At 74.1% G+C, this 22,543-nt stretch carries 26 protein-coding genes; 12 read left to right on the top strand and 14 right to left on the bottom strand.

From position 1 onward, the window contains the following. Positions 1-20 precede the first annotated feature (20 nt). Complete coding sequence (locus tag MA879_RS00665; RefSeq protein WP_248122365.1) at positions 21-728, top strand: M23 family metallopeptidase; 708 nt, start codon at positions 21-23, stop codon at positions 726-728. Between the two features lie 9 nt (positions 729-737). Here MA879_RS00665 and MA879_RS00670 read toward each other — a convergent pair whose 3' ends face one another. Next, positions 738-1,478, bottom strand: coding sequence for a sulfite exporter TauE/SafE family protein (locus MA879_RS00670; protein ID WP_248122367.1), 741 nt, complete (start codon positions 1,476-1,478; stop codon positions 738-740). Between the two features lie 113 nt (positions 1,479-1,591). Here MA879_RS00670 and MA879_RS00675 point away from each other — a divergent pair, with 113 nt between their 5' ends. Both MA879_RS00675 and MA879_RS00680 read left to right on the top strand, forming a co-directional pair. Continuing rightward, the gene (locus MA879_RS00675) at positions 1,592-2,065 is read left to right on the top strand and encodes a ribosomal maturation YjgA family protein (RefSeq protein ID WP_248122369.1); all 474 of its coding nucleotides are present in this window, start codon (positions 1,592-1,594) and stop codon (positions 2,063-2,065) included. Positions 2,066-2,074: 9 nt separating this feature from the next. After that, positions 2,075-2,797: a DUF6226 family protein gene (locus MA879_RS00680; protein WP_248122371.1), complete on the top strand. Its 723-nt coding sequence runs from the start codon at positions 2,075-2,077 to the stop codon at positions 2,795-2,797. 16 nt (positions 2,798-2,813) lie between these two features. On the opposite strand, the gene MA879_RS00685 is transcribed toward MA879_RS00680, so the two are convergent. From MA879_RS00685 to MA879_RS00700, 4 genes are all read right to left on the bottom strand, one after another. Continuing rightward, the gene (locus MA879_RS00685; protein ID WP_248122373.1) at positions 2,814-2,978 is read right to left on the bottom strand and encodes a hypothetical protein; all 165 of its coding nucleotides are present in this window, start codon (positions 2,976-2,978) and stop codon (positions 2,814-2,816) included. A 563-nt stretch (positions 2,979-3,541) separates the two neighbouring features. Next, a complete protein-coding gene (locus MA879_RS00690; RefSeq protein WP_248122375.1) occupies positions 3,542-4,576 on the bottom strand; it encodes a Clp protease N-terminal domain-containing protein in 1,035 nt (344 codons plus the stop codon). Next, a complete protein-coding gene (locus MA879_RS00695; protein WP_248122377.1) occupies positions 4,573-4,869 on the bottom strand; it encodes a hypothetical protein in 297 nt (98 codons plus the stop codon). The genes MA879_RS00690 and MA879_RS00695 overlap by 4 nt, the downstream gene beginning before the upstream one ends. Positions 4,870-5,021: 152 nt before the next feature. Continuing rightward, complete coding sequence (locus MA879_RS00700; RefSeq protein WP_248122379.1) at positions 5,022-6,239, bottom strand: MFS transporter; 1,218 nt, start codon at positions 6,237-6,239, stop codon at positions 5,022-5,024. 162 nt (positions 6,240-6,401) lie between these two features. On the opposite strand from MA879_RS00700, the gene MA879_RS00705 reads away from it, so the two are divergent. After that, positions 6,402-6,929, top strand: a complete 528-nt coding sequence (locus MA879_RS00705) for a MarR family winged helix-turn-helix transcriptional regulator (protein WP_248122381.1) — start codon at positions 6,402-6,404, stop codon at positions 6,927-6,929. Here MA879_RS00705 and MA879_RS00710 read toward each other — a convergent pair. Beyond that, positions 6,919-7,995 carry an ABC transporter ATP-binding protein gene (locus tag MA879_RS00710; protein ID WP_248122382.1) on the bottom strand — a complete coding sequence of 359 codons (1,077 nt, stop codon included), beginning with the start codon at positions 7,993-7,995 and terminating at the stop codon, positions 6,919-6,921. The two genes, MA879_RS00705 and MA879_RS00710, sit on opposite strands and share 11 nt — an antisense overlap. Before the next feature lie 93 nt (positions 7,996-8,088). After that, positions 8,089-9,111 (bottom strand): LacI family DNA-binding transcriptional regulator, encoded by a 1,023-nt coding sequence (locus tag MA879_RS00715; RefSeq protein ID WP_248122384.1) that lies wholly within the window; start codon positions 9,109-9,111, stop codon positions 8,089-8,091. Positions 9,112-9,434: 323 nt separating this feature from the next. On the opposite strand from MA879_RS00715, the gene MA879_RS00720 reads away from it, so the two are divergent. From MA879_RS00720 to MA879_RS00730, 3 genes are all read left to right on the top strand, one after another. Then, positions 9,435-10,754 (top strand): sugar ABC transporter substrate-binding protein, encoded by a 1,320-nt coding sequence (locus MA879_RS00720; protein WP_248122386.1) that lies wholly within the window; start codon positions 9,435-9,437, stop codon positions 10,752-10,754. Positions 10,755-10,884: 130 nt separating this feature from the next. After that, on the top strand, positions 10,885-12,498 hold the full coding sequence (locus tag MA879_RS00725; RefSeq protein ID WP_248122388.1) for an ABC transporter permease subunit: 1,614 nt from the start codon (positions 10,885-10,887) through the stop codon (positions 12,496-12,498). A 104-nt stretch (positions 12,499-12,602) separates the two neighbouring features. Continuing rightward, on the top strand, positions 12,603-13,529 hold the full coding sequence (locus MA879_RS00730; RefSeq protein ID WP_248122651.1) for a sugar ABC transporter permease: 927 nt from the start codon (positions 12,603-12,605) through the stop codon (positions 13,527-13,529). 52 nt (positions 13,530-13,581) lie between these two features. Here the strand turns inward: MA879_RS00730 and MA879_RS00735 are convergent, their stop codons facing one another. Next, on the bottom strand, positions 13,582-14,175 hold the full coding sequence (locus tag MA879_RS00735; protein WP_248122390.1) for an Ltp family lipoprotein: 594 nt from the start codon (positions 14,173-14,175) through the stop codon (positions 13,582-13,584). Between the two features lie 169 nt (positions 14,176-14,344). On the opposite strand from MA879_RS00735, the gene MA879_RS00740 reads away from it, so the two are divergent. Then, the gene (locus MA879_RS00740) at positions 14,345-14,608 is read left to right on the top strand and encodes a hypothetical protein (protein ID WP_248122392.1); all 264 of its coding nucleotides are present in this window, start codon (positions 14,345-14,347) and stop codon (positions 14,606-14,608) included. A 99-nt stretch (positions 14,609-14,707) separates the two neighbouring features. Here the strand turns inward: MA879_RS00740 and MA879_RS00745 are convergent, their stop codons facing one another. After that, positions 14,708-15,298, bottom strand: coding sequence for a GIY-YIG nuclease family protein (locus MA879_RS00745; RefSeq protein WP_248122394.1), 591 nt, complete (start codon positions 15,296-15,298; stop codon positions 14,708-14,710). A gap of 119 nt (positions 15,299-15,417) precedes the next feature. Here MA879_RS00745 and MA879_RS00750 point away from each other — a divergent pair, with 119 nt between their 5' ends. Together MA879_RS00750 and MA879_RS00755 are read left to right on the top strand one after the other, a co-directional pair. After that, positions 15,418-15,840, top strand: a complete 423-nt coding sequence (locus MA879_RS00750) for an SRPBCC family protein (protein WP_248122396.1) — start codon at positions 15,418-15,420, stop codon at positions 15,838-15,840. Between the two features lie 23 nt (positions 15,841-15,863). Further along, the gene (locus tag MA879_RS00755) at positions 15,864-16,394 is read left to right on the top strand and encodes a GNAT family N-acetyltransferase (protein ID WP_248122398.1); all 531 of its coding nucleotides are present in this window, start codon (positions 15,864-15,866) and stop codon (positions 16,392-16,394) included. Between the two features lie 18 nt (positions 16,395-16,412). Here the strand turns inward: MA879_RS00755 and MA879_RS00760 are convergent, their stop codons facing one another. The 5 genes from MA879_RS00760 to MA879_RS00780 all read right to left on the bottom strand — a co-directional run bounded on the left by MA879_RS00760 (position 16,413) and on the right by MA879_RS00780 (position 19,939). Then, complete coding sequence (locus tag MA879_RS00760; RefSeq protein ID WP_248122400.1) at positions 16,413-16,598, bottom strand: hypothetical protein; 186 nt, start codon at positions 16,596-16,598, stop codon at positions 16,413-16,415. 152 nt (positions 16,599-16,750) lie between these two features. Continuing rightward, on the bottom strand, positions 16,751-16,969 hold the full coding sequence (locus MA879_RS00765) for a hypothetical protein (protein ID WP_248122401.1): 219 nt from the start codon (positions 16,967-16,969) through the stop codon (positions 16,751-16,753). A 132-nt stretch (positions 16,970-17,101) separates the two neighbouring features. Next, positions 17,102-17,959, bottom strand: a complete 858-nt coding sequence (locus tag MA879_RS00770; RefSeq protein ID WP_248122402.1) for a class F sortase — start codon at positions 17,957-17,959, stop codon at positions 17,102-17,104. A gap of 18 nt (positions 17,960-17,977) precedes the next feature. Next, positions 17,978-18,646 (bottom strand): excalibur calcium-binding domain-containing protein, encoded by a 669-nt coding sequence (locus MA879_RS00775; protein ID WP_248122404.1) that lies wholly within the window; start codon positions 18,644-18,646, stop codon positions 17,978-17,980. 93 nt (positions 18,647-18,739) lie between these two features. Continuing rightward, a complete protein-coding gene (locus tag MA879_RS00780; protein ID WP_248122406.1) occupies positions 18,740-19,939 on the bottom strand; it encodes a PucR family transcriptional regulator in 1,200 nt (399 codons plus the stop codon). An 87-nt stretch (positions 19,940-20,026) separates the two neighbouring features. Here MA879_RS00780 and MA879_RS00785 point away from each other — a divergent pair, with 87 nt between their 5' ends. Beyond that, positions 20,027-21,079, top strand: a complete 1,053-nt coding sequence (locus tag MA879_RS00785; RefSeq protein WP_248122408.1) for a ferredoxin reductase — start codon at positions 20,027-20,029, stop codon at positions 21,077-21,079. Between the two features lie 76 nt (positions 21,080-21,155). Further along, on the top strand, positions 21,156-22,484 hold the full coding sequence (locus tag MA879_RS00790; protein WP_248122409.1) for a fatty acid desaturase family protein: 1,329 nt from the start codon (positions 21,156-21,158) through the stop codon (positions 22,482-22,484). The last annotated feature ends 59 nt before the right edge of the window (positions 22,485-22,543 follow it).

Below are 22,543 nucleotides of genomic sequence, written 5' to 3' on the forward strand. Positions count from 1 at the left end.
GGGGGTGCCACACTGGGCGGATGACCCGCTCGACGCCCCGCGGCGCCTCCGCCGCGGCCGCCGTGCTCTCCGCCCTGGCCGCCATGGCCTTCCTGCTGCTCGTGGTCTCCCTGGTGCTCGCGTCCGGCCCCGGCTCCCGCCCCGAGGGCCGGACCCCCGACGGCGGCGGCGAGTCCTCGGCCGCCGGGTGGGAGCGCGGCCTGCTCCGCTCCCGGGCGCCCGAGCCCACCGCGGTGCCGCCGCTGTCCGCCCACGGCTACTCCGCGCCGTTCCTGGGGCCGGTGACGTCCTGCTTCGGCCCGCGCGCCAACCCCTTCGGCGAGGGCAGCGTGCCGCCCGGCGCCACGGACGAGGACCGTCTGACGGACCACCGGGGGATCGACCTGGGCCGCGTGCCGGAGGGGACCCCGTTCCGCGCGGTCTCGGACGGCGTGGTCGCGGGCGTGGACCTCGGCGGGGAGGCCGGCGGCAACGTGATCCTCGTGGACGAGCCTGGTGGGCGGCAGTGGCTCTACGCGCACGCGCGCACCGGCAGCGCCGTCGTCGAGGAGGGGCAGCGGGTCTCGGCCGGTGACGTGCTGGCGGAGGTCGGCGAGACGGGCACCGCCACGGCGCCCCATCTGCACCTGGAGCTGCGCGTGGCCGGCGAGCCGCGGGACCCCGCGCCGTTCCTCGCCGCGCGCGGCGTGGTCCTCGGCGACGGCTGGCGCGCCCCGCGCGGCTGCTGACCCGGGCCGTCAGAGGGCCAGCAGGCCCCGCACCAGCGTGACGGCGCCGCCGGCGCCCGCCAGGGTCAGCGCCAGCCCGCGGGCCCGCGCGGCCGGCACGCGCCGGGCCACCCGTCCGCCCAGCAGGATCCCTGAGGAGACCCCCACGAGCACCGCCGCCCCCACGCCGACGGGCATGCCCGCATCCAGGCCCGCCGAGCCGAGCAGCGACTTGGTGGCCAGCGAGGTGACGTTGGCCAGCAGGAAGATCGGCTGCAGCGTGGCGGCCCAGGACCGCTGGTCCCAGCGCGAGGCCACCGCGTAGACCGCGAGCGCCGGCCCGGCCACCCCGGCGGTGGTGTTCATGAACCCGGCCACGGCTCCGGAGGCGAGTGCCGCGCCGGGCCCGCGCACGGCCAGGCGACGCTGGAGGCCGAGGGAGGCGGCGATCGCCACGAGGATCGAGGCGCCCAGCACCACCTCGAGCCAGGCGACGTCGAGCACCCGCACGGCCCATGCCCCGGCGAGCGAGCCGGCCGCCAGCAGCGGGGCCAGACGCAGGAAGCGGTGCCAGTCGACGTCGCGGCGGAGGACCAGGGTGAGCAGCACCGCGGACACCACCGCGGCGGCGTTGCTCAGGGACACCCCCGCGGCCGGGCCGAGCAGCAGGGCGAACGCGGGCGCGGCGATCATGCCCACGCCCATGCCGCTCACGCGCTGGAGGGCGCCGCCGACCAGCGTGCACAGCAGCACCACCGCGATCAGGCCCATGGGACCAGTGTCCCATCGCCCTGACCCGCTCCTCCCCCGGGAGGAGGGAGGGGGCGCGGGGATGGTCCCCGGGGTGGATGCGGCCGCGCGGACCAGGCGGCAGTCTCGGTGCCATGCGCTCCCCCGCCTCCGGGCCCTCCCCCGTCCCGACGACGCCACCCACGAGGTCGGCCGGCCGCCGCCGCTCGGGCCTCTCCGTCGCGGCCGTGACCACGGTGGCCGCCGGGCTGACGATGCGCCTGGGGCTGCGCGGCGTCGAGGGGACGGCCGGGTGGACCGGCCCGGCCGGCGACGCGCTGTACGCCGTGCTGATCTACGTGCTCGTGGCGTTCTGCACGCCGCGGGCGCGGGTCGGCACGGTGGCCGCGGCGGCGTTCGGGATCTGCGCGGGGATCGAGCTGTTCCAGCTCACCGGCGTGCCCGCCGCGCTGGGCCAGGCGTTCCCGCCGGCGCGGCTGGTGCTCGGCACGGGCTTCCTGTGGTCCGACCTGCTGCTGTATCTGGTGGGCGTGGCCGCCGCTGCGGGCGTGGACGCGGCGGGGCGGCGGGCCGGGGCGACACGCCGCGCCACGGGGGCAGGCTCCTAGGGTCAGGCCATGACCTCGCCCGCCGATCTGCGCGACGCCGTCGCCCTCGCGCACAGCCGCCTCGACGCGCCCGCCTGGGCGCCACCCCATCCCCACCGCGAGCCGCGGGCGGAGGAGTACGAGCGCGTGAGCGATCCGGGGCGGTATCGGGTCGTGCAGCTGCGGGCGCGCCTGTGGCGGGATGCGCTCGTGGCGGCGGGGGCGAGGGTCACGCCGGTCGATGTCGCCCCGGACGTCGGGACCGGTGCTGACGTCGGGACCGGTCCGGTGGACCGGGGCGTGCGCCTGGACCCGCCGACCGGGGCCGCCGGCGCGCTGCCGATCCTGTTGCTCGAGGCGGACGTGACCGTTCCGGAGGGGGTGCTGCCCGTGGTCCGCATCAGCCTGTCCGCCCCGGAGGACGTGTGGGCCGCCCTCCCGGACTGCGGCTGCGATGCCTGCGACGAGGGCTCCGAGGACCTGCTGCAGGCGATCGACGCGACGATGCTGCGCCTGCTCGGCCCCGCGGTCAGCCTGCGGGGCGGTCCTCGGCGGCCGAGGGGACCCGATCCTCGCCGCCCGGACACGTGGACGTTCCACTGGACGCCGGGGCGGACGGGAAGCGGCCTGTCTGGCCGGGCGCCCGTGTCGTTCGAGGACCTGGGCGCGGCGGCCGAGCGCCTCATGCGGGGCGAGGAGCCGGATCTGCCCTCAGGCACGGAGGTCACCGTGGGCCGGGCGTGGTTCGGCTGAGCCGGTGGGGCGCGCCTCACTCCCCCAGGCAGCGGTCTGCGGGGTCGATCTGGGCCATGATGCGCCGACCGATCGCGGTGAGCTGGCGGAGCTGGGCCCGGGTGAGGGGGTCGACGACGACGCGCCGCACCTCCGCGACGTGGCCGGGGGCGGCGGAGGCGGCGTCTGAGATGGCGGCCACCCTAGGGCAGGCGGTTCATCTCCTCGGTCTCCGCGACCGGGGAAGGGCTGGGGGGTGGGACGCCGGGTCAGCCCGGACTGACCTCGATCGGGGTGGCCGGCAGGTGCTCCTGGAGGCAGAGGCCGCCGGGGGTCTCGCCGAAGACGAGGTCGCCCGGCATGGGCTCCCCCCCCCCCCCCTCGGGGCACACCCTCGCGCACCTCCACGTTGATGTGCCACCGCCCGTCGATCCGCTCGGGCTCCCCCGCGCCGGCCCCGCGCCAGTCGTCGGGCTCACCGAGGTCCACGTCGACGCCGTCGCACACCGCAGGGGCCTCGCCCGCGGCCGCGGCGTCGATCACCGAGCGCGTGGCTTGCTTAACGGCGTACCCGTCCCCGCCCCACAGCAGGCGCTCGCCGACCCCGCAGCCGGTCAATGCAAGCATTCCGCCCGCCAGCACGCCGGCGGCCCGCACCCCGGCCCCTGGCCCCCTCCCGGGGACTGATCGGGATCCCAACGACGACCGCGTGCCCTGTGTTCCACTCATGCGAGCACCGTAGGCGAACGGGGATCGCCGGGCATCTCAGCCCCGGCGCGCCTGCTCCAGGATCCCGCGGACCATGCCGCGGTGGCCGGAGCCGCCGAAGACCGCCATCAGCGGCGCGACGAGCCCGCCGAGCCGCCCGAAGCCGCGCACGCCCCGGGTCAGGGTGAGGACGGACCCGCCCTCGGCGGGCTCGATCCGGGCGTGCAGGTAGGCGCCGCGCGGGTCGCCGTCCTCGCCGCGGGGGCGCACGCCCTCGGGCCAGAACATCTGCCAGACCACCTCGCGGCCGCCGTCGACCTCCCCGTCCCGGACGAGGCGGTGCTCGAAGGGCCGGCCCTTCAGGCTGCTCGCCAGCAGGCCCGGGGCGACCCGCACGTCCTGCCCCGCGGTCTCGGCGTCGGGGAACAGCAGGGGCCGCATCGCCTCCGCGTCCCCGACGACGGCGCCCACCGCCTCCGCGGACACCGGCACCCAGCGCCGGCCCCGCCGCGTGGTCTCCCGGAGGCCGTCGAGCAGGCCGGGGATCGGGGCGGCGGGGGCGTTGTCCTCGGCCTGGGCGTCGCCGAGGTCGGCCAGGGCCGCGCGCAGGCCGGGCAGGTCGGCGCCCGCGGCGCGCAGGGCCGCGGCCGGGCGGCCCGAGGGGTGGTCCGCCAGACCGATCAGGAGCGCCGCCGGGGACCCGGTGGCCTTCTCCAGGAACCGGGCGGCCTCGGGGTCCATGCGGAAGGAGCGCCGCGGATCCAGCCGGCCCGGCACGCGGACCGGCTCGGCCGACGGCGGCGGGGTGATGCCGAAGGCGGCCAGGTCGGCGGTGTCCCGCTCGCGGACACCGGCCCGCAGCGCCTCCGCGGTCAGGCCGTGGGCGGCGAGCGTCCGGCCTACCGGCCCGCCGACCAGGGCGAAGGCCACGAGCAGGTCGTCGAGCGTGACGGCGTCGCGGCCGGCGGCGTCGGCCTCGTGCCACGCCGCGGCGGCGAGGTCCTGGGCGGTGGCCAGGGTCCGACGCGCGGCGGCGGGCTTGGCGGCGAGCCGGCCAGGCAGGGCGGTGAGGGTGTCGGTCAGGCGGGTCATCGGGTCTCCGTCCGTCGGGGGCGGCGCAGCTCGGTGCTGACGCGGCGGCTGAACTTCTTGTGCGCGGCCTGGCGGGTCACGCCGAGCGCGGCGGCGATCTCCGGCCAGCCGAGGCCCGCGGCGAGCGCGGCCTCGACCTGCTTCAGCTCGAGCTCGTCGGTGAGACGGCGCAGGGCGGCCACGGCGCGCAGACCCCGCTGGGGGTCCTGCACGTCCGCGGCCGTGGCGGCGAGGTCCGTGCCGGCGGCGGGGTGCGCCGTCGTCGTCGGATCGGGGATGCCGGGGGATGCCATGCGTCAACCATGGTTGACGGCGGGCGTGCCGTCAACCCCGGTTGCTCCACCCGCCCCCTCCCCGAGCGTCCTCGGTTGACTTCTCGGGGGTGTCCGGCCGCAACACCCCCGAAAAGTCGACCGACGACGGAGGGGAGGGGCGGAGCGACGGATCAGCCCGCCGCGACCGGGCGGGCGGCCGGGGTGCGCCCGTGCACGAGCGCGTACTGCACCCCCGCCACCGCCACCACCGCGGCCAGCACCAGGTACATCCAGAGGTAGCCCGCCGCGGCCAGCAGTCCGCCCAGCGCCACCGGGCCCAGGCCGATGCCCACGTCCACGCCCAGGTACACCGTGGAGATGCCGGTGCCGAGCTGGGTGGGCGGGACCAGCCGCACGGCGATCGCCTGGGCGGCCGGCATCAGGGTGCCGTACCCCAGCCCGGCCAGCGCGCCGGCGAGCACCACCACGGCGTCCTGCCGGGCCACCGCGAGCACCACGAGGGACGCGGCGAAGGCCACGACGCCGATCCCCACCACGATGTTGTCCCCGCGCCGGTCCTGCAGCCGCCCCAGCACGAAGCGCATCACGAGCATGACGGCGGCGTAGGCCAGGAAGAACAGCCCCGCACCGGCGGTGAGCCCCCGCTCCTCCGCGTAGCCGTTGAGATACGTGATCACGCCCGCGTAGCCGACGCCCACCAGCAGCATGAACACCCCGATCGGCAGGACGGCCGGGTGCAGGATCCCGCCCAGACGGAAGTCGCGGAGCAGGTGCGGCCGCGCGGCCGCGGGCGTGTCCGGGATCCGCAGGACCAGGCCGAACACGAGGCCCAGGGCGGCGACGGCCGCGGTGGCCCAGAACATCCCCGGGTAGCCCGCGGCGTCCACGATGAGCAGGCCCAGCGCCGGGCCGAGGGCGGTGGCCAGGGTGGTGCCCAGGGCGAAGTACCCCGTGCCCTCCGCGCGTCGGGACGGGGGGATCACGGACTGCACGAGCGTCATGACGGCCGTGCTGGCCAGGGCGTAGGCAGCGCCGTGGACCATCCGCAGCGCCACGAGGGCACCGAGGGACGCGGTGGGCAGGTAGGCCAGGCACGCCAGGGTGACCACGACGAGCGAGGCCAGCAGCACGCGGCGCCGGCCCAGGCTGTCCACCACGTGGCCGGCGACGACGCGCGCCGCCGTGGCCCCGACCACGAAGGAGCTGGCCGCGAAGCCCGCCGCGGACTCCCCCGCCCCGAACTGGCGCACCGCGTAGAGCGCCATGGTGGTGGTGAGCAGGTAGAAGGTCAGGTACTGGGCGAAGTTCACCAGCCAGGCCACGACGAAGGTGGGGGTGACCACCCGTGACTCGGCCTCGACGGCGCCCTCGGTGTCGGGGTGCTGCATGGGAGTCCTCTGCGACGACGTGCGCGGGCCGGGCCACACGCCCGCCCGCCGGATGTGCATCATGCAATGTTCATGATGCACACGGCAGTCTAGACTCCTCTCGCCGCCCCGGTGTGCCACCGGGCCGGGGCCCCGCCCCGACGTCGACCCCGGAGTCCCCCCATGCCCGATCTGCCCGACCGCGCCGAACCCCCTGCACGACCCGCCGAGGGGGCTGAGGGCTCCACGCCGGGGCTGGACGCCCTCGTCCACGAGCACATGCTGCTGCTGCGCCACGCGGTGCACGGGTTGGGCGCCTACCGGCGTCCCGACGCGCTGGACCGCAGCGCGGTGATCCTGCTGGCCCGCCTGGACGCGCAGGGGCCCATGACCATGGCCGAGCTCGCGGCGGCCTTCGGCCTGGACGTCTCCACCCTGCAGCGTCAGCTCACCGCCGCCGGCCGGGCCGGCCTCGTGGAGCGGATCCGGGACCCCGACGGCGGCCAGGCCCGCCGCTTCCGCCCCACCGACGCCGGCCGGGCCGCCCTGCAGGACGAGCTCGCCGCCCGCCGCGCGGCCGCCGCCCGGGTGACGGCCGCGTGGCCCGCGGAGGACGTGGCCGCCCTGGCCGCGCTGATGCGGCGGTTCAACGAGTCGGTGGAGGACCTCCGCGAGCAGCCCTGGCCGCGGGAGGGCGGCATCAGCCGTTGAGGCGCTCGCCGCCCTCGGCATGGAACAGGTGCACGCGCTCCTGCCGCGGGACCACGTGGACAACGGAGCCCTTGCCCGGAGCGGTGTAGCCGCCGGTGCGGAGGGTGATCATGCGCTCCTGCCCGTCCAGGACGGTGTGGCCGTAGACGTAGGCGTCGGCGCCGAGCTCCTCCACGGTGTCCACCTCCACCTCGAGGCCGTCGCCCGAGGTGATCTCCAGGTCCTCCGGGCGAACGCCCAGGTCCACCTCGCGGCCGGCGGAGGCCAGCACCTCGCGCTCCACCGGGAGCACCGCGGAGCCGAATCGGACGCCGCCCTCGGCCAGAGGCAGGCGCAGGATGTTCATGGCCGGGGAGCCGATGAAGCCGGCAACGAAGACGTTGCGCGGGCGCTCGTAGAGGTTGCGCGGCGTGTCCACCTGCTGGAGCAGGCCGTCCTTGAGCACGGCCACCCGGTCGCCCATGGTCATGGCCTCGGTCTGGTCATGAGTCACGTAGACGGTGGTGGTCCCCAGCCGGCGGGTCAGCTGCGCGATCTGGGCGCGGGTCTGCACGCGCAGCTTGGCGTCCAGGTTGGACAGCGGCTCGTCCATGAGGAACACCTGCGGGTTCCGGACGATCGCGCGGCCCATGGCCACGCGCTGCCGCTGGCCGCCGGAGAGGGCCTTGGGCTTGCGGTCCAGGAACTGCTCGAGGTCGAGGAGCCTGGCCGCCTCCTCCACACGTCGGCGGCGCTCGTCCGCGGGGACGCCCGCGATCTTCAGGGCGAAGCCCATGTTGTCCGCCACGGTCATGTGCGGGTAGAGGGCGTAGTTCTGGAACACCATCGCGATGTCCCGGTCCTTCGGCTCCACGTCCGTGATGTCACGGTCGCCCAGGAACACCCGTCCCCCGGTGAGGGGCTCGAGGCCGGCGAGCATGCGCAGCGAGGTGGACTTGCCGCAGCCCGAGGGACCCACGAGCACGAGGAACTCGCCGTCGGCGATCTCCAGGTCCAGCCGGTCCACGGAGGGGCGGGGGGCGTTGGGGTACTGACAAGTGGCGGACTTGAACGTCACGGAGGCCATGGGGGGTCCTTTCACGGGCAGGCACGTGCCCGACGATCCGGGGTGGAAAGGGGTCTGGGGGACGACGACGGGACCGCCGTCGGGGCCGGCCGCCTAGGGCGGCGGGGCCGTACTGGCGCGACGGCGCAGGTGCAGCCGGTGCAGGATGCGGCGGGGCTCGGGCGTGCCGCGCAGGGTCTCGGCCACCAGCCGGGCCGCGCGACGGCCCTGCTCGCGGGGGGTCTGGTCCACGGTGGTCAGGCCGAGCCGGGCAGCGTCCGGATGGCCGTCGACGCCCATCACGGACAGGTCCTCGGGCACGCGCAGCCCCAGCGAGAGTGCGGCCATCCAGGCGCCCATCGCCATCTCGTCCGAGATGGCGAGGATCGCGGTCGGCCGCGGGCCGGGCCGCTCCAGCAGGGTGCGCACCCGGTGGCAGGCTCCGCCGAGGGTGAAGTCGGCCTCGATCATCCGTTCCGGCGGGACGAGCACCCCGGCCCGCGCCATGGTGCGCTCGAACCCGCGCGTGCGCTCGGTGCTCACTCGGAACTCCACATCCTCGGGCACGGTGCCCAGGAAGGCGACGTCCCGGTGCCCGAGCTCGACCAGGTGCTCGGCGGCGAGGGTCGCCGCGGCCACGTCGTCCACCTGCAGGGCCGTGTACCAGTCGGGCAGCGCGACGCCCGGGTCCACGAGGCCGCCGAGTGCGACGACGGGCCGGCCCAGTCGCGCCAGCCCCGCCAGCTCGAAGCCGCTGAGCTTGAAGGACACGGTGACGAGCGCGTCGAGGCGCCCCCGGTGGACCAGCTCGGAGAAGATCGTGCCGCGATGCCCCGGGGAGACCCCGGCATTGAAGAGCGTCAGGTCCAGCCCGCCCTCCATGAGCTCGTGGGCGATCCCCTCCAAGGCGGCGGCGAAGAACCACCGATTCACATCCGGGACCACCACGCCCACCGTGCCCGTGCGCCCCGAGGCGAGGGACGCGGCCGAGGCGTGCGGCACGTAGCCCAGCACCCGCGCGGCGTCCTGCACGCGCTCACGAGTCGCCGCCGCCACCGCGCCGGAGCCGGTGAGGGCGCGTGACGCCGTCGCGGTGGAGACGCCGGCCATGTGCGCGACGTCCTTGATGCCGGCCATGGGGTCTCTGCTTCTCTCGAACCGGGCCGCCGCCAGGCGGGGAGGACTGGTCCACATCCTAGGCCCGGGCCCCGCCCGAGTGGAAACGTTTCCATCGGCCCCGCCCCGCCCCCATGGCCGCGACGCCCGGAAGAAGTGGGGGACGAGCGGCGACGTCAACTCATGTGTGGACCGCCACACTGGAAACGCTTACACTGAATCCATCCCGTCCGGGCCCGGCCAGTCCGACCCAGGACGGCCTCGACCCCGGTCGCGACTGCGCGACCGCCCGCGGCTCTGCCGTACGGCGATCCCACGAGGTCGCCCAGCACCGAAAGGCAGCCATGACTGCGAACATCCCCGGCGGCATGTCCCGCCGCACCTTCGCCCTCTCCCTCACCGGAGCGGTCTCCGCGCTGGCTCTGAGCGCCTGCTCGGGCGGCACCTCCTCCGCACCGTCCTCCTCGGCGGGCTCTGCGTCCGCCGGAGCGGCGTCCTCCTCCCAGGACCTGACCCAGGGCGGTGCCACCACCATCACCATGTGGGTGGACCAGAACCGCCAGGGCCCCCTGGAGGCCGTGGCCAAGAAGTTCAAGGAGGAGAAGGGCATCACCGTCGATCTGGTGGTGAAGGACAACTCCTCCATGCGGGACGACTTCATCACCCAGGCGCCCACCGGCGAGGGCCCTGACGTGATCGTCGGCGCCCACGACTGGATCGGCGCACTCGTGCAGAACGGCGTCATCGAGCCCCTCGAGATGGGCGAGAAGTCCGGCGCCTTCTCCGAGGCCGCCGTGCAGGCCGTGACCTACCAGGGAAAGACGTGGGGCGTTCCCTACTCGGTCGAGAACATCGCGCTCCTGCGGAACACCACGCTCGCCCAGACCGCCCCGAAGACCTTCGACGAGCTCGTCGCCGAGAGCAAGAAGGTCGTCGACGGCGGCCGGGCGAAGTACGGCTTCGTCGTCGGCCTGGACCCGGTGCAGGGCGACCCCTACCACCTGTACCCGTTCCAGACCTCGATGGGCGCCCCCGTCTTCGCGCAGAAGGCCGACGGTTCCTACGACGTCAGCTCCCTGGCCATGGGCGGCCCCGAGGGCGAGGCCTTCGCCGCCAAGCTGGCCGAGCACGGCCCCGAGGGAACCGGCATGTTCAACCCCAACATGACCGGCGACATCGCCAAGGAGCAGTTCTTCAAGGGCCAGGCCGCGTACTTCCTGACCGGCCCCTGGAACGTCGAGGACGCCCAGAAGGCGGGCGTCGAGTTCGCCGTCGACCCCATTCCGGCCATGGGTGACCAGCCCGCGCAGCCGTTCGTGGGCGTCAACGCGTTCTTCGTCTCCGCCGAGTCCAAGAACAAGCTGGCCGCCAACGAGTTCGTGATCAACTACCTCTCCACGGAGCAGGCGCAGGACGCCCTGTACCAGGAGGGCAGGCGCGCTCCCGCCCTGAAGGCCTCCTTCGACAAGGCGGCGCAGGACGAGGTCGTCAAGGCCTTCGGCGAGATCGGCAAGGAGGGCGTCCCGATGCCCGCCGCCCCGGAGATGGGTGCCGTGTTCGAGTTCTGGGGATCCGCCGAGCTGCGCATCATCAAGGGCGAGGCCCAGCCGGCCGAGGCCTGGCGGAAGATGGTGTCCGACATCGAGGGCAAGCTCGGGACGTGACCCGCCCCGTCCCGTCACGGGCCACGGTGTGGGCCCGCGGCGGGACGCTCGCCTCCGGCGGCTATGACGGTCACCGGACACGCACTCCGCCGCACACCACCGAGGGCCCGTCCGGGCCGGATGAGGGACCATGAGCACGACTTCCACAGCGCCGGACCGAACTCGCGCCACCGACGACGACGCGCCCGCCGAACGTCGCGGAGCCTCCGGGCGCGGCCCCGACGGACTGGCGGGCACTCTGGTCAAGATCGTCCTGCTGGGACTCGTGGACGCCTTCGCGGGCTTCGTCATGTTCCAGCTCGCCGCCGCCGGCGACTGGGTGGTCTTCTCGGTGACGATGGCCGTGACCCTGCTGATCAACTGGATCTACCTCCGCCGGGGCGGCCTGCCGGCGAAGTACCTGGCTCCGGGCGTGTTCTTCCTGGTGCTGTTCCAGGTGTTCGTGGTGCTGTACTCCTCCTACATCGCCTTCACGAACTACGGTGACGGCCACAACTCGGACAAGCCCGCCGCCATCGAGGCCATCCAACGGTCCTCGAGCGTGCGCGTGCCGGACTCCCCCGCCTACCCGGTCACGGTGGTGGACCGCGGCGGAGAGCTGCACCTGCTCACCGTCCAGGACGGGCAGACCCTGGTCGGCTCCTCGGAGAGCCCCCTGGAGCCCGTGGAGGCGCAGGTCTCCGGGGACCGCCCCGTCGCCGCGGACGGGTACACCTCCCTCACCTTCGGCGATCTGCTGAGCCGGCAGGGCGAGGTCGCCGAGCTGGACGTCCCGCTCACGGACGACCCGGCCGCGGGCTCCCTGAAGACCCAGGACGGCTCCGTCGCCTACGCCTACGCCCCCGCCCTGAGGTATGACGAAGCCACGGACACCTTCACGGACACCCAGGACGGCACCGTCTACCGCGACAACGGCGAGGGGCAGTTCGCGGCGGAGGACGGGAGCACCCTGCAGAACGGCTGGCGGGTGTTCGTGGGCATGGAGAACTTCACCAAGGCCTTCACCGACCCCCAGCTCCGGGACCCGCTCATCCGGGTGACGGTATGGACCTTCGCCTTCGCTCTGCTGTCCGTGGCGAGCACCTTCGTGCTCGGCCTGCTGCTGGCCATCACCTTCAACAAGGCCACCATGCGCGGGCGCCGCGTGTACCGCGTGCTGATGATCCTCCCCTACGCCTTCCCGGCGTTCCTGTCCGGCCTCGTGTGGTCCGGCCTGCTGAACCCGGAGTTCGGTTTCGTCAACACCACCCTGTTCGGCGGGGCGGACATCCAGTGGCTCACGGACCCGTGGCTTGCCAAGCTCTCCGTGCTGCTGGTGAACCTGTGGCTCGGCTTCCCCTACATGTTCCTCGTGACCACCGGCGCCCTGCAGTCGCTTCCTGAGGACGTGGACGAGGCCGCCAAGATGGACGGCGCGAGCGCGTGGCGGATCTTCCGCTCCATCAAGCTGCCCCTTCTGTTGGTGTCGGTGGCCCCGCTGCTCATCTCCTCGTTCGCCTTCAACTTCAACAACTTCAACATCATCTACATGCTGACCGGCGGCGGCCCGCAGTTCCCGGACGCCTCGGGCAACATCGGCGCCACGGACATCCTGATCACGGTGGTCTACAAGACGGCCTTCTCCGGGGTGGGCCGTGACTTCGGCCTCGCCTCGGCCCTGTCGATCGTGATCTTCCTGATCGTGGCCACCGTCTCCGCCCTCAGCTTCAGCCGCACCAAGGCCCTCGAGGAGATCAACTCGTGAGCAGCTCCCCCGCACCCCAGGACCCGCGCGGACCCCTGGAGACCCCCGGGCCGGACACGGCCACCGCCACGGCGTCCGCCGCCCCCGCCCCGGCCGCCACCGGCATGGCCGCGGCGCTGGCCGCCCAGGAGGCCGACCCGATCCGCTGGGACGACGGCCCCTCCGGCTCCCAGCGCGGCGTCGGCCGCTGGCTCAGGGAGGACGGCTGGCGGCACGCCGTGGGCGTGCTGGCGAGCGCGTTCTCCCTCTTCCCGCTGCTGTACGTGCTCTCGGCGTCCTTCGACCCGACCGGCACGATGGCCAGCTCCAACACGCTGTTCAGCGCGTTCAGCACGCAGAACTACGTGGACCTGTTCCAGGACCAGCAGCGCCCGTTCGGCCGGTGGTTCCTGAACACCCTGATCATCGGTGTGGTGACCTCGGTGGCCACCGTGTTCCTCGGCGCCCTGGCCGCCTACGCGTTCTCCCGGATGCGCTTCCGGGGCCGGCGCGTGGGCCTGCTGACCCTGCTGCTGGTGCAGATGTTCCCTCAGCTGCTGGCCGTCGTCGCGATCTTCCTGCTGCTGAACTGGATCGGGGACATCGTGCCCGCGCTGGGCATCGGCACGCACCTGGGCCTGATCATGGTCTACCTCGGCGGCGCGCTGGGCGTGAACACCTACCTGATGTACGGCTTCTTCAACACGGTCCCCACGTCCCTGGACGAGGCCGCGAAGCTGGACGGCGCCTCCCACGTGCAGATCTTCTTCCGGATCATCCTGCGCCTGGTCACGCCGATCCTCGCGGTGGTGGCGCTGCTGTCCTTCATCTCCACGGTGTCCGAGTTCGTGATCGCCTCGGTGGTGCTCACCGACCCGCAGGCGCAGACCCTGGCCGTAGGCCTGTACGGGTACGTCTCGGAGACCCGGTCGGAGAACTGGGGCGTGTTCGCGGCGGGCGCCGTCCTGGCCGCGCTCCCGGTGATGGCGCTGTTCCTCTTCCTGCAGAAGTACATCGTCTCCGGCCTCACCGCCGGCGGTGTGAAGGGCTGACGACGACGCCGGGTGCTCCCTGAGGGGCACCCGGCGTCGTGGCGCGGACGCGTCAGAGGCCGGCGGCCGACACCCCCGCCTCCGCCTGGGACGTCGTGAAGCCCTCGAAGACGAGCTGATCGATCAGCTCGGACCGCGACATGGACGTGTGCTTCAGATACGACGCCGCCGACTCCGCCGCTTCGGCGGTCCAGTCCACATCCAGACCTTCGACGGCGGACGCGGCCTCCTCAGCGGAGAAGCCCTCGTACTCGAGCTGATCGATCAGGCCGGACTCGGACATGCCGGAGTGCTTCAGGTACGACCGCGCGGACTCCACGGCCTCGGACGCGGTGTCCACGCCGACGGCGGCCACCGCTCCGGCCGCCTGTTCCAGGGTGTACCCCTCGTATTCGAGCTGCCCCTGGAGACCCTCCTCGGAGAACGCGGTGTGCTCGAGGTAGGACTCCGCAGACTGGAGAGCCTCCGCGTCGAAGTCGATGTCCATCCCGTCGACCGCCTCGGTGGCCACGGCGTTCGAGTAGCCCTCGTATTCAAGCTGGTCGATGAGACCGGTGCGCGAGAATCCCGTGAATTCGAGGTACGAACGCGCCTGGCTGCGCGCCGAGGCCAGCTCGCCCGAGTCGGCCGTGTCACCGGAGGTCACGGATCCTCCGTCGGAGTCGTCGCCCTCATCCGACCCGGTCCCGGCTTCCGCGGTCACCGAGGCCTCGGCGGACTCCTTGTCGTCCTCAGGCCGGGACTCCCCGCCCCCCGTCGGACCCGCGGTCGTCGCCGACGTCGTGGGGGCGTCTGCCTCCGACTCCGTGCCGGCGGTGTCCTCGGAGGAGGCCGCAGTCGATGTCGAGGCCGAGGAGGCCGCCGCGGAGTTCGAGGCGATGGCGCCGGGCGTGCTGGATTCGGTCGACGGCGCGGCCATGGTGGATGAGGAGGACGCCGTCATCGTCGGCGGTGCCGGGACCTCCTCCTCGGCCGCGCAACCGGTCGCCACGGCGAGCGCTGCCATGGCGCCGGTCGTCAGGAGCAAGGGGGTGCGGGGGCGAGTCATGGGACCTCCGAAGCAGACGGCGAACAGGTGACACGCGGCAGTGTCTTCCCTGTGACGCGCATCATCCTCTCAGGTGAGCGCGACGGGCGTCACGGCCCGAGGGACGGGAGGAGAAGACGGCGGGCGAGGCTCAGAGCGTCGCCGACCGGCGGGCCCGCTCGACGATCGCCCGGCGGCGCTCGGTGAGACGGTCCCACGGGCGGTCCACGCCGGTGGAGTGCAGCGCCGGGGAGAGCTCACGGGTCACGGCGGCGGCCACCTCGGCGGCGTCGACGCCCTCCGGCGCCTCCCACCAGCTCAGCCGCAGGTGGGCGCGCATCCAGGCGGTCAGCTCCTCCTCGGCGTCGGAGGTCAGCCCGCGCCGGCCGGACACGCCGGGGCTGCGGGGCACGCCGTCCAGCTCGAGGTCCTCGGAGAGCAGCGCGGCCACGCCGGCGCGCAGATGGGACGCGGCCGTGCGGCCGGACTGGAAGTGGGCGCGCACCGCCCGGTCCCGCAGGGACACCGGCGCCGCGATCACGTAGACGAGCCCGCCCGTCAGGGCGCGCTCCGGCAGTCCGAGGCGACGGGCGCCGTCGAGGTCCACGTGCACGCCCACCACGCCGGGGACGTCCGGGGCGGCTGCGACGAACTCCGCGTGGGGCACCGCCCGGGCGGCGGACAGCGCGAGCAGGGCGCCCGTGGCCGGGCTGGGGGTGAAGGCGGGGTGCGGGGTCCTCATGGGTTCATGATGATTCACCGAATCACCCCCGATGGATCCGTGCCCAGCATGTGGACATGGTCCCACTCCTCGGACACCCCGGCTGCCCGGCCGCCCCGCTCCCATGGCATCGTGGGGCCATGCTCCTCCGCGCCCGCCGGATCCACACCTCCCGCACCGGCCCGTCCCACCCCGACGACGTCTGGGCCGCCTACCTGCACCCGGACCGCTGGCCGTCCTGGGCGCCGCACCTGACCGGCGTCGAGACCGCGGACGCGGTCATCCGCCCCGGCACCACGGGCACGGTCCGTGTGGCGTGGGCGGTGCCCGTCCCGTTCCGGGTGACCGCCGTGGACACGGCCGCCCGCGCGTGGGCGTGGGACGTCCGCCTCGGGCCGTGGCGCATGGCCCTGGAGCACACGGTGGAGCCCGCCGGGACCTCTCCGGACCACCACGACGCCGGCACCCGCGCCGGCGTGACCGTCACCGGGCCGGGGTGGCTGCTGGCGGCCTATCGGCCGCTGATGGCGTATGCGCTGGGCCGCCTCACGCGCGTCGCCTGAGGCGCCGGGGCTACGCTCGCCCCATGCTCCCCGCCCCCACCGCCCGCCTGCGCTTCCGCGAGATGACGGAGTCCGACGTCGTGCCCATGGCCGCGCTGCTCGGTGACCCGGCCGTGATGGCCTACTACCCGGCCCCCAAGACGCCCGAGGAGGCGGCCCTGTGGATCGCCGGCAACCGCACGCGGTACCTGCGGGACGGGCACGGGCTGTGGATCATCGAGACCCTCGAGGGCGGGTTCCTGGGCGACTGCGGTCTGACGTGGCAGTCCGTGAACGGGGAGCGGCGGCTCGAGGTGGGGTACCACGTGCGCGCGGACCAGCAGGGCCGCGGCTACGCCACGGAGGCTGCCGCCGCGTGCCGCGACCTCGCCCGCGATCGCGCCCTGGCGGACCAGCTTGTGGCGATCATCCACCCCGAGAACACGGCGTCGCGGCGCGTGGCCGAGAAGATCGGCATGACCCACGTGGACGACGACGTCTCCGGCATGCCCGCCGAGGCGTTCGCGGAGCTCGGGATCACCTCCCGCACGATGATGGGGATGCCGCTGGCCTGATCCGAGGGGGGATCACGCTCACGCCAGCTTCAGCAGCGCCTCCACGAGCTCCTGCACCGCCGGCGCCTCGGTGGCGTCGGTGGTGCCCAGCTCGGACGGCTCCCCCGTGACGGCGTCCAGGAAGGCGGTGGCGGCGATCGCCGCATCGGGGCCCTGGCCGGTCAGCACGTGGCGCCCGTCGCGGAACAGGGTGCCGCCGCGCACCTCCCACGTGGGGACGCCGGCGCCGGAGGTCCAGTCGGCGCGAACGGTGAACTCGCGCCGCCCGCACCTGCGCGGCGTGGTGCTCGGTCCGGCCGTCCAGGATCACGGCGCCCACGCCCGCCCAGTCGATCCCCGCCGCCGGCGCGGCCGGATCAGCGGACGGCGCGGCGGTGCCGGGCGAGGAGCTCCTCTGCGGCCTCGGCGCCGAGGGAGCGGACGTCGTAGTCGCCGTGCTGCTCGAAGTGGTCCCGCGCGGCGGCGGTGATCTCGAAGTTGGTGGGGTCCTGCGGCGGCACGGCCTCGGTGAGCACGTGGATGAGGTACGTCTCGGCGTCGGCGAGCTGCTCGTCGAGGTCGTGGTTGATCGGCATGGCGGTCTCCTCCGGGGTGTCGGCCCCCGGGCTGATCCGCGGGGTGCCGCGCGGAGCGTATCCCGGTCCAGCCGGGCACGGCGAGGGCCGGGGTGCGGGACGCGCGGGGCGCCGGGGCGCGCAGGCGGGCGGTCAGCCCGTCAGGCGCGCGTAGACGACGTGGTTGGCCTCCCAGCGTCCGGTCCAGGCGCTGTAGTCCTCGCAGGTGATCAGGCGCAGCTGGGCGTCGTCCGTGTTCCCGTACACCTCGTCCTTCGGGAAGTCGGCCCGCTCGTAGGAGACGGCGCGGTCCACGGTGAAGACGGCGGTGGTGCCGTCCTCGCGGTCCACCTCGACGACGTCGCCCGGCCCCAGCTCCTCCAGCCGGCCGAAGACGCCGAGCCGACCGTGCGCGTTCCCCACGTGGCCCAGGAGGATCGCCGGGCCGCGCTCACCGGGCGTCGGGGAGTTGCGGTACCAGCCGGCCGGGGAGCCCTCGCCCGTGGGCGGGACCTCGACCGTGCCGTCCTCCTGCAGTCCGAGCTCCAGCAGGGGCGAGTCGACGTCCACGGAGGGCACGCGCACGCGGGTGGGCACAGCGGCAGGCAGGACGCCGGCCTCGGGCGCGGCGGCGTCCGGCTCCTCGTCGGACGACGACGGAGCGGCACCCTCCGAGGACGGCGTCGTCTCCTCCGCGTCCTCGGTCGGCTCGGGCTCCGGCTCTGGTCCGGACTCCGTCGAGGGCTCGGACGTCTCGGCGCCCTCGGCCCAGTACTCCTCCACCGCCTCCTCGCGGGACCACTCCTCGGCGGACCGTGACGCTGAGGCGGTCGGCTCAGCGGAGGGCGAGGGGCTCGCCGGAGCCGGGGCCGACGTCGTGCCCGGGGCGGGCTGCGGCGCGGGGGCGGCGACCGGCGTCGTCTCCGGCCCGGCGCAGCCGGCCAGGAGCAGACACAGCGCCGCCGCGGACGCGACGAGGCGTCCGCGGCGGCACGGTGCGGCGGGGCTCATCCGGAGGATGTCCCTGGGTCAGGCCTGGCGACGGCGCAGGGCCACGCCCGTGCCGGCGACGGCGGCCAGGGCCAGCGCGCCCGCCGCGAACGGGGCCAGCGGGGTGCCCTCGGCGCCGGTGTCCGGGGTGCCCTCGGGGACCACGGTGACCTGCGGCTCGTCGTCGGAGGCGTCCTCGTCCTCGGACTTCTTGCTGGTGTACTTGGCCACGATCTCGGCGGGGACGTCGGCGGCGTCGTCGCCATTGACCTCGCAGCCGATGCCGTCCAGGTCAGCATCGAGATCGGCGTGGTAGTACTCCGAGGACTCCGGCAGGTTGGCCAGGCCGGCGGCGAAGACGTCCTTGCAGTCGGGGTAGGTGAACTGGTTGTCGATCGAGTCCGGCTGGGTGACGTGATCCGGCAGGTCCGAGTCGACATCGACGGAGGGCGCCGAGGGGGCCCACTTCTTCGTGTCGTAGTAGCCCGCGTTCTCCGGGTTCTCGCAGCCGATCAGGTCGTCATCGCTGTTGTCGAGCCCGGAGTCGTACTGCGGGTGCTCGGGACCGATGTGGGAGAACCCGGCAGCGTACACCTCGTCGCAGTTCTGGAAGTTGCCGTTGCGGTCCAGCGCGGAGGCCGGGGCGGCGGAGAAGGCGGTCAGGGACAGGGCTGCGGCCAGGGTGAGGCCGGTGGCGGTCTTCTTCATGGTGTCCTCAGGGTCGGGCGGACGAGACGGGGAATGCGCACGGATGCGGGTGACGGGACCCACACCGGACCTATTCCTATCCGACGCACACCATCAAAGTCCACCGGTTACGACCGCCCGCCCCCGCAGGGCCAGCTCCAGGTCAAACCGCGCGTCGGGGTCCTCGAGGACGTCCCCGAACAGCTCCCGCAGGCGGCCCACGCGGTACCCCACGGTCTGCGGGTGGACGCTCAGCTCGTGCGCCATGGGTGCCCGCTGGCCCCAATGGCGCAGCCAGGCGGCCAGGGTGGCCTCCATGGTCTGCCGCTTCCCGTCCGTCAGCCCGTCGAGGGGGGCCAGCACGCGGTCTGCGAGCTGCCCCAGGACCTCCGGGGCGGCGCCGAGGACCACGGCCCCCAGGTGCTCCTCCACGAGGATCGCCTCACCCTCCGCCACGCCCGGCAGGCCCGGCCGCTGGGCCGCGAGCGCCCGGGCCACCCGGTGGGAGGCCGGCACGCGGGACGGGATCACCGCGGGTCCCACCACGGCCCCCGTGCCGGCCAGGTCGTCCAGCAGGCGACGCCGGGCAGCCGGCGAGCGCGGCGGCGGCGCCAGGAGCACGGTCTCCCCGCCGCGCTCGAGGAGCAGCCCCCGCTGCGCGAGCCGCGCACGGACGGCGGGATGCGCCTCGGCGGGCAGGACCACCACGGAGAGCCGCTCGGGCACGGGCCAGTCCGCCACCAGGGCGAGCCGTTCGAGCTCCGCGGGACCCGCCGTGCCGTTCACGAGCGCCGCGGCCAGCTCCGCCCGGTGCCGCTCCAGCGCCCCCGCGCGCGCGGACTGCTCCGCCGCGTACGCCTGGGCGCTCACGGCGGACAGCTCGTCGATGTACGCCCAGATGGACTCCCCCAGGTCCACGACGACGCCCATCGCCATCCCCTGGCGGGCGCACTCCTCGGAGAGCTCGCGGAAGGCGATCCGGGCCGCGAGGCGGTAGGCGCCCAGGAGGTGGTCCATCGTGCGGCCCTCCCGGAACTCGCCGGCGCCGAGGGAGGCCATGAGGTCGCGGGTCTCCGGGTTGAGAGTGCGGCGGGAGGTGCCCGGCAGGCTGAGCAGCTGCCCGAAGGCCGTGCGCACGCCGAACGCGATCTTCTTGCCGTAGCCGCCCTCCCGGGCCGCGGCGTACGCCGGGATCTGCTCCGGCACGGTGCGGATGATGCGCTCGACCACGTCGGGCACCGCCGGTGCGAGCGCGTCGGCGAGATCGGCAGGCAGGGACTGCCAGGGCGGGGCGGGGGCACCGGTGCGCGGCATTCTTCATCTCCAGACGATGAACTCTTCGGCACGATCGTACGTCGGAGGAGAAGAATCGTGACCCCGCTGATGCCTACGCTCGGCCCCATGGCCGCCTCCCCCCTGCTGTCCCGCCTGGCGTCCACGCTCCTGCACCCGCTCACCCCGCAGGACGTGATGGCCCTGTTCGACCCCGTCCACTCCTCGCGCCAGCTGCGCGGGGTGGTGACCGCCGTCGAGCACCCCGCTGCCGGGACCGTGACCGTCCGCTTCCGCCCCGGCCCCGGCTGGCACGCCCACGAGGCCGGCCAGTGGGCCCGGATCGGCGTGGACGTGGACGGCGTGCGCCGCTGGCGCTCCTACTCGCTCTCCGCCGCCGCGGGCGAGCAGCCCGAGATCACCGTGCGGGACGTGGGCCTCGTCTCGGGCACGCTCGTGCGCCGCACCAAGCCCGGCGACGTCCTGTTCCTGGCCCCGCCGGAGGGCGACTTCGTCCTCCCGGGCCATCCCCGCCCGCTGCTGATGCTCACCGCCGGCTCCGGCCTCACCCCCGTGATGTCCATGATCCGCACCCTGGTGCCGCGCCGGCAGGACGCGGACGTGGTCCTGGTCCACTCCGCCCGCACCCTCGAGGACATCCCGTTCCGTGAAGAGCTCGCCGAGCTCGCCGACCAGTTCCCGGGGCTCACCGTGCACCACCGGCTGACCGCGCAGGACGGCCGCCTGGACCTGAGCGGCCCGGACGCCATGGACGCCCTGTGCCCCGACTGGCGCGACCGCACCGCCTACGCGTGCGGCCCCACGGAGTTCCTCGACGCCGCCGAGGCGCTCTGGGCCGAGCACGCGCCCGAGGAGCTGCTGCTGGAGCGGTTCAGCGTGGACCTCGTGGGCGGCGAGGCCGGTGCGGGCGGGCTTGTCACGTTCGAGCGCTCGGACGTGGAGGCCCCCGGCCCCGGCGACGCCCCGCTGCTGGACGTGGCCGAGGACGCCGGCATCGCCGCCCCGTACGGCTGCCGCATGGGCATCTGCCACGCGTGCCTGACCCCGCTGCGCTCCGGGCAGGTCACGGACCTGCGCTCCGGCGAGGTGCACGGCGAGCCCGGCGACCTCGTCCAGACATGCGTGTCCGCCGCGGCCGGCCCCGTCTCCCTGGACCTGTAGTCCCGCCACGGCGCGCCGGCCCCACCCGCCCGGCGCCGTCCCACGATCTCCGCCACCCCACGACGAAGGAGCCACCATGACAAGCATCCTCGACCGCCCGCACCTGCCCGCCGAGGCCCGTCCCCTGCGGATGGCGATCGGCACCGCCGCCTCCGCCACGCCCACGCTGCCCGGCACCGCGGTCCGGAACCCCCTGCACCACGTCCTCACCGACGACGTCGCCGACACCACGAGCTGGGCCCCCCTCGACGACGCCCCGGCCGCCGCGCCGTCGTCGCCCGCACCCACCGGCAGCGCCCGCCGCAGCGACGCCCTGGCCGCCGCCGGCGGACCCGTGGCCCGCCACCCGCTCACCGCCCACCTGTCCGACGAGGACATCGCCGAGATCGGCCGCGAGCTGGACGCGATTCAGGAGTCCGTCCTGGCCACGCGCGGGGCGAAGGACTCGGCCTACATCCGCCGCGTCATCCGCCTGCAGCGCGGCCTCGAGGTCGGCGGGCGCGTGTGCCTGCTGAACGCGAGGAACCCCGCCGCGTGGCTGGCCGGGACCACCATGCTCACGGTGGGCAAGATCATCGAGAACATGGAGATCGGCCACAACGTCCTGCACGGCCAGTGGGACTGGATGCGGGACCCGGACATCCACTCCACCACGTGGGAGTGGGACTTCGTGACCCCCTCCAGCGCGTGGCAGAACACCCACAACGACGCGCACCACCGCTGGACGAACGTCTCCGGCAAGGACCACGACCTCGGCTACAACGTCCTGCGCATGGACCCCTCCGAGCCGTGGAGGCCCCGCCACCTGCTCAACCCCGTGATCAACGGGATCCTGGCGCCGTTCTTCGAGTGGGGCATCGCCATCTACGACCTCGAGCTCGCGCAGGTGCAGTCCGGCGAGAAGCCGAAGGCCGCCCTGTGGCGGGACCTGCGCTCCGTGGGCGTGAAGGCCGCCCGCCAGCTGGCCAAGGACACCGTGGCCACCCCGCTCGTGGCGCAGGCGCTGACCGGCTCGGGCACGGCCGCGTGGGCCGGCACCACCACCGCCAATCTCCTGCGCAACATCTGGGCTCACTCCGTGATCTTCTGCGGCCACTTCCCGGACGGCGTGGAGACGTTCTCCGAGGAGATGGCCGCCGGCGAGACCCGCGGGCACTGGTACGTGCGGCAGATGATGGGCTCGGCGAACATCTCCGGCTCCCCGTTCATGCACTTCATGACCGGCAACCTCTCCCACCAGATCGAGCACCACCTGTTCCCGGACCTGCCCTCCAACCGGTACGCCGAGGTGGCCCCGCAGGTGCGGGACGTGTGCCGCCGCTACGGGCTGCCGTACACCACAGGCCCCCTGCTGACGCAGGTCGGCTCGGCGTGGAAGAAGGTCTGCCGGCTCGCCCTGCCGTGACCCCCTCAACGAATCGACTGCACTTCTGACCCTTCTGGACCCGATGTCGCCGCTCAGAA

The sequence above is a fragment of the Micrococcus lacusdianchii genome, assembly GCF_023155805.1.
GTDB lineage: Bacteria > Actinomycetota > Actinomycetes > Actinomycetales > Micrococcaceae > Micrococcus > Micrococcus lacusdianchii.

What these genes read in the sequence shown, in the direction of transcription:
- MA879_RS00665 (WP_248122365.1), top strand. Translation starts at nt 21, where the DNA reads ATGACCCGCTCGACGCCCCGCGGCGCCTCCGCCGCGGCCGCCGTGCTC.
- MA879_RS00670 (WP_248122367.1), bottom strand. Translation starts at nt 1,478, where the DNA reads ATGGGCCTGATCGCGGTGGTGCTGCTGTGCACGCTGGTCGGCGGCGCC.
- MA879_RS00675 (WP_248122369.1), top strand. Translation starts at nt 1,592, where the DNA reads ATGCGCTCCCCCGCCTCCGGGCCCTCCCCCGTCCCGACGACGCCACCC.
- MA879_RS00680 (WP_248122371.1), top strand. Translation starts at nt 2,075, where the DNA reads ATGACCTCGCCCGCCGATCTGCGCGACGCCGTCGCCCTCGCGCACAGC.
- MA879_RS00690 (WP_248122375.1), bottom strand. Translation starts at nt 4,576, where the DNA reads ATGACCCGCCTGACCGACACCCTCACCGCCCTGCCTGGCCGGCTCGCC.
- MA879_RS00695 (WP_248122377.1), bottom strand. Translation starts at nt 4,869, where the DNA reads ATGGCATCCCCCGGCATCCCCGATCCGACGACGACGGCGCACCCCGCC.
- MA879_RS00700 (WP_248122379.1), bottom strand. Translation starts at nt 6,239, where the DNA reads ATGCAGCACCCCGACACCGAGGGCGCCGTCGAGGCCGAGTCACGGGTG.
- MA879_RS00705 (WP_248122381.1), top strand. Translation starts at nt 6,402, where the DNA reads ATGCCCGATCTGCCCGACCGCGCCGAACCCCCTGCACGACCCGCCGAG.
- MA879_RS00710 (WP_248122382.1), bottom strand. Translation starts at nt 7,995, where the DNA reads ATGGCCTCCGTGACGTTCAAGTCCGCCACTTGTCAGTACCCCAACGCC.
- MA879_RS00715 (WP_248122384.1), bottom strand. Translation starts at nt 9,111, where the DNA reads ATGGCCGGCATCAAGGACGTCGCGCACATGGCCGGCGTCTCCACCGCG.
- MA879_RS00720 (WP_248122386.1), top strand. Translation starts at nt 9,435, where the DNA reads ATGACTGCGAACATCCCCGGCGGCATGTCCCGCCGCACCTTCGCCCTC.
- MA879_RS00725 (WP_248122388.1), top strand. Translation starts at nt 10,885, where the DNA reads ATGAGCACGACTTCCACAGCGCCGGACCGAACTCGCGCCACCGACGAC.
- MA879_RS00730 (WP_248122651.1), top strand. Translation starts at nt 12,603, where the DNA reads ATGGCCGCGGCGCTGGCCGCCCAGGAGGCCGACCCGATCCGCTGGGAC.
- MA879_RS00745 (WP_248122394.1), bottom strand. Translation starts at nt 15,298, where the DNA reads ATGAGGACCCCGCACCCCGCCTTCACCCCCAGCCCGGCCACGGGCGCC.
- MA879_RS00750 (WP_248122396.1), top strand. Translation starts at nt 15,418, where the DNA reads ATGCTCCTCCGCGCCCGCCGGATCCACACCTCCCGCACCGGCCCGTCC.
- MA879_RS00755 (WP_248122398.1), top strand. Translation starts at nt 15,864, where the DNA reads ATGCTCCCCGCCCCCACCGCCCGCCTGCGCTTCCGCGAGATGACGGAG.
- MA879_RS00765 (WP_248122401.1), bottom strand. Translation starts at nt 16,969, where the DNA reads ATGCCGATCAACCACGACCTCGACGAGCAGCTCGCCGACGCCGAGACG.
- MA879_RS00770 (WP_248122402.1), bottom strand. Translation starts at nt 17,959, where the DNA reads ATGAGCCCCGCCGCACCGTGCCGCCGCGGACGCCTCGTCGCGTCCGCG.
- MA879_RS00775 (WP_248122404.1), bottom strand. Translation starts at nt 18,646, where the DNA reads ATGAAGAAGACCGCCACCGGCCTCACCCTGGCCGCAGCCCTGTCCCTG.
- MA879_RS00780 (WP_248122406.1), bottom strand. Translation starts at nt 19,939, where the DNA reads ATGCCGCGCACCGGTGCCCCCGCCCCGCCCTGGCAGTCCCTGCCTGCC.
- MA879_RS00785 (WP_248122408.1), top strand. Translation starts at nt 20,027, where the DNA reads ATGGCCGCCTCCCCCCTGCTGTCCCGCCTGGCGTCCACGCTCCTGCAC.
- MA879_RS00790 (WP_248122409.1), top strand. Translation starts at nt 21,156, where the DNA reads ATGACAAGCATCCTCGACCGCCCGCACCTGCCCGCCGAGGCCCGTCCC.